The following is a 3,110-nucleotide window of genomic DNA, read 5'->3' as shown; positions in this document are numbered from 1 at the left end:
CCGGAGTCGGGTCCGGCGTCGGGCCGGTCCCGTCGCCCTCGAACAGGCGGTCGTAGTCCGCGAGCGCCATCGCGATCTCGGCCTGGGCCCAGAACCGGTGGTACTCGAACACGGGAGCCGGGCCACCGTCCAGGTACGCCTGGACCTTGGGCCAGTCCGGGTCGTCGAGGTAGAAGCTGCGGATGTCCAGGAAGCTCACACCCGGCTCGATGACGTCACCGTTGGGCATGGTGCCCGACCATCCCTGCGGGACGTACACGCCGTCGCCCGTGGGGTCGGTCAGCACGTCGTCGAACCGGCTGTAGTCCGAACGGACCTCGGGGGCGGAGATGCCCTTGTCGGTCTGGTTGTGGGCCCACATGGCGTCCAGGAGGGTCTTGGCGTTGTCCTGGGCGGCGGCGTCGTCGGTGGCGGCCGCGTAGTACACGAGGGTCCTGGCGAGGGACGCCGCGACACCGACGTCCTGGTTGTGCCCGGTGACCTCCACGCGCAGGTTCGCGTTGGAACCCGGGTTGGTGGGGTTCCAGGTGTCGGGCTGACCGCTCCACGCCAGGGTCGCGGGGATCTCCCAGTCGGGCCCTGAGGTGAAGTCGGTGTTGGCGGTCACCCACGGGACCCAGCTCTCGAGGATCTCCAGGGCGCGGTCGTCACCGGTCGCGTAGTAGAGCTGCGCGATCCGCTCCATGCCCCAGACCTGCATGCCGAACCACTGGTTGCTGGGCGGGTCGTGGTAGACGGGTGCGACGGTGTAGCCCATCCCGTAGAACGTGGCGGTCCCTGCCGGGGGGTTGGCGTAGGCGCCGTCCCAGCTGTTGGTGGCGCCACCGGCGATGCCGCCGTCGGCCGACTGCAGCCAGCGGAAGAACTCGAGCTGGCGGTCCAGGGACCGGCTCCAGTCCTGGGTGGCGGTCGCCCCGCGGGGCTGGAGCGCCGGGTCGTTGGCGAGCGCGTAGGCGGCCATCGGGTTCTGGTAGCCGAAGTGCGCGTGGCTGGAGCCGATGCGCCAGGCCCAGCCGGCGTTCGGGTCCAGGGCCCCGCCCCAGGCGTAGTACCACGAGAGCAGGTAGTGGGCGCTGTCCTTGCCGCTCGCCGCCGGGCAGCTCGGGGAGGTGCAGCCGAGGGTCTTGAAGTACTTGTCGAAGAGCGAGTACCTCAGGTAGTCACCCATCTTGGCGGCGCGCTCGACGGTGTCGGCGATGTCGGCCTGCTTGCCCTGCTCGGTGGCCCAGATGTTCGCCCAGTGCACCGCCTGGATGGCCCGGGCGTCCGCGTCGGGTGCGTTGGTGTAGCGCCACTGCTCGGCGTAGCCGTCGTCGCCGGTGTACAGGTCGAGGTAGCCGTTGGGCCCCCCGAAGCTGAAGTCGTCGCACGAGGGCTGCGGGATGGTTTCCCACACCGACTCCTGGGGACCGCGCTGGAAGGTGTTCATGTAGGACGTGCCCTGGGCGCTGGGGCCCTCGGAGCAGCCGCCGCCGGGGGTGTTGCCGAACCCGTAGGTGTTGTCGACGTCGGCGAGCCAGTGCATGCCGTAGATGTCACGGGTGCCGTACGCGGACTGCAGCTCGGCGGCGATCGGGTCGCTGCCCACCTGGACCGAGGACTGCAACGGCGAGGGGTAGAACCGCGGGTGGTTGAACTCGGCCGCGTAGGTCGCCGGGCTGGACGGGTCGTAGAACGAGTTGGTGGGCTGGTCGGCCGGCTGGGGGATCATGAACTCCTCCATGATGTCCCAGGCGCGGTTCAACGGGGCCCAGTCCCCCGTGACGTGGCCGTAGGCGGCCTCGAGCTCGATCCAGTAGCTGTAGGCCTCCGAGGTCGTCTGGTGACCGTGGTCGGGCGCCTCGACGATGAGGGTCTCGACCGAGTGGTACGGGATGCCCTGCGGGCTGAAGTACCCGTTGGCGGGGTCGTGGATCTTGTCGTACAGCTCCAGGAACCTCTCGGCGTACTCGCTCGAGAGCGTCGATGCAGCCCCTACCGCCCCTGGTGCCGCCCCTGCCGCCGCGCCCGCGGTACCGAGCCCCGCGGCTGCGACCAGGGACGACGCGGCCACGGTGGCGAGCACCATGACCGGGGTCCGTCGTCTTGTCATCGTTGACATGAGCTTCCCTTCTGACATGGCCAGGACCTCGTCGTCCCGCGCCCCCAGCCCCACGCGGAAGCTGCGTGGGATCGCTCCTACCGTCGCGCCGGGAGCGCGCGGCAGCCAGGTGATGAAGCGTTTAGGCGGGGATGGTCGCACGCACATCGATCACGGGCCGGGTGCACTCACCGGCCGCAGGTGGGACCAAGGTCCCCTGCATGCACCCTAGCGGACTCCTCGTGGCCGGCGGGACGCCGTGGCCGACCACGGGTCGACCGGCCAGTCGTGCTTGGGGTAGCGCCCCCGCAGCTCGGCACGTACCTGGCGGTAACCGCCGTCCCAGAACGAGGCCAGGTCACTGGTCACGGCGGCGCTGCGACCCGCAGGTGAGAGCAGGTCCAGCACGACCGGCACACGGCCGTCGGCGAGCCGCGGGACCTCGCTCCACCCGAAGACCTCCTGGAGGCGCACCGACAGCACGGGCGCGCGGGGGTCGCTGTAGTCCACCGCGGGGCTGGAGCCCGAGGGGACGGTGAGCCGCTCGGGCGCCACGTCCCCCAGACGAGCCGCGTGCGGCCACGGGAGCAGCCGCCGCAGAGCCGCCTCCAGGTCCAGCGACCGCAGGGCCCGGCCGCTGCGGACCTCCCCCACGTCCGGGCCCAACCACAGGTCGAACGACTCGACGAGCGCACCGTCGTCGACCGCAGGCCAGGGATCACCCAACCAGGTGCGGCAGAACGCCAGTCGGTCGCGCAGGCGCCCGGCGGCGACGGACCACACCAGGAGACCGGGGTCGTCGACCACCAGCGAACGCACGACCCCGGCGATCTCACGGGCAGCGGGTCGTTCCAGCGGAACGGACCTCACCTCGATCGCACCCACGGTCGTCACGCGCCGCGCGCTCAGCCGGTCCTCGGACCACGTGACCTCCTCACGCTCAGCCCACTCCTCGGACGCAGCCAGGCGCGCGAGGTCCTCGTCGAGCGGAGCGCACGCCCGGATCAGCGCGTCGCTGCGACCCGGACCA

At 71.0% G+C, this 3,110-nt stretch carries 2 protein-coding genes; both read right to left on the bottom strand.

The window, feature by feature from the left end:
• On the bottom strand, positions 1–2,068 hold a 2,068-nt coding region (locus N869_RS13940; RefSeq protein ID WP_052105593.1), incomplete at its 3' end, for a glycoside hydrolase family 48 protein.
• Positions 2,069–2,308: 240 nt separating this feature from the next.
• Positions 2,309–3,110 (bottom strand): ATP-dependent helicase C-terminal domain-containing protein (locus N869_RS13935; RefSeq protein WP_035062580.1); only part of this gene is annotated, 802 nt, incomplete at its 5' end.

The organism is Cellulomonas bogoriensis 69B4 = DSM 16987, assembly GCF_000767165.1.
Classification (GTDB): Bacteria; Actinomycetota; Actinomycetes; order Actinomycetales; family Cellulomonadaceae; genus Actinotalea; species Actinotalea bogoriensis.
This window is presented reverse-complemented; position numbering and strand designations above follow the sequence as displayed.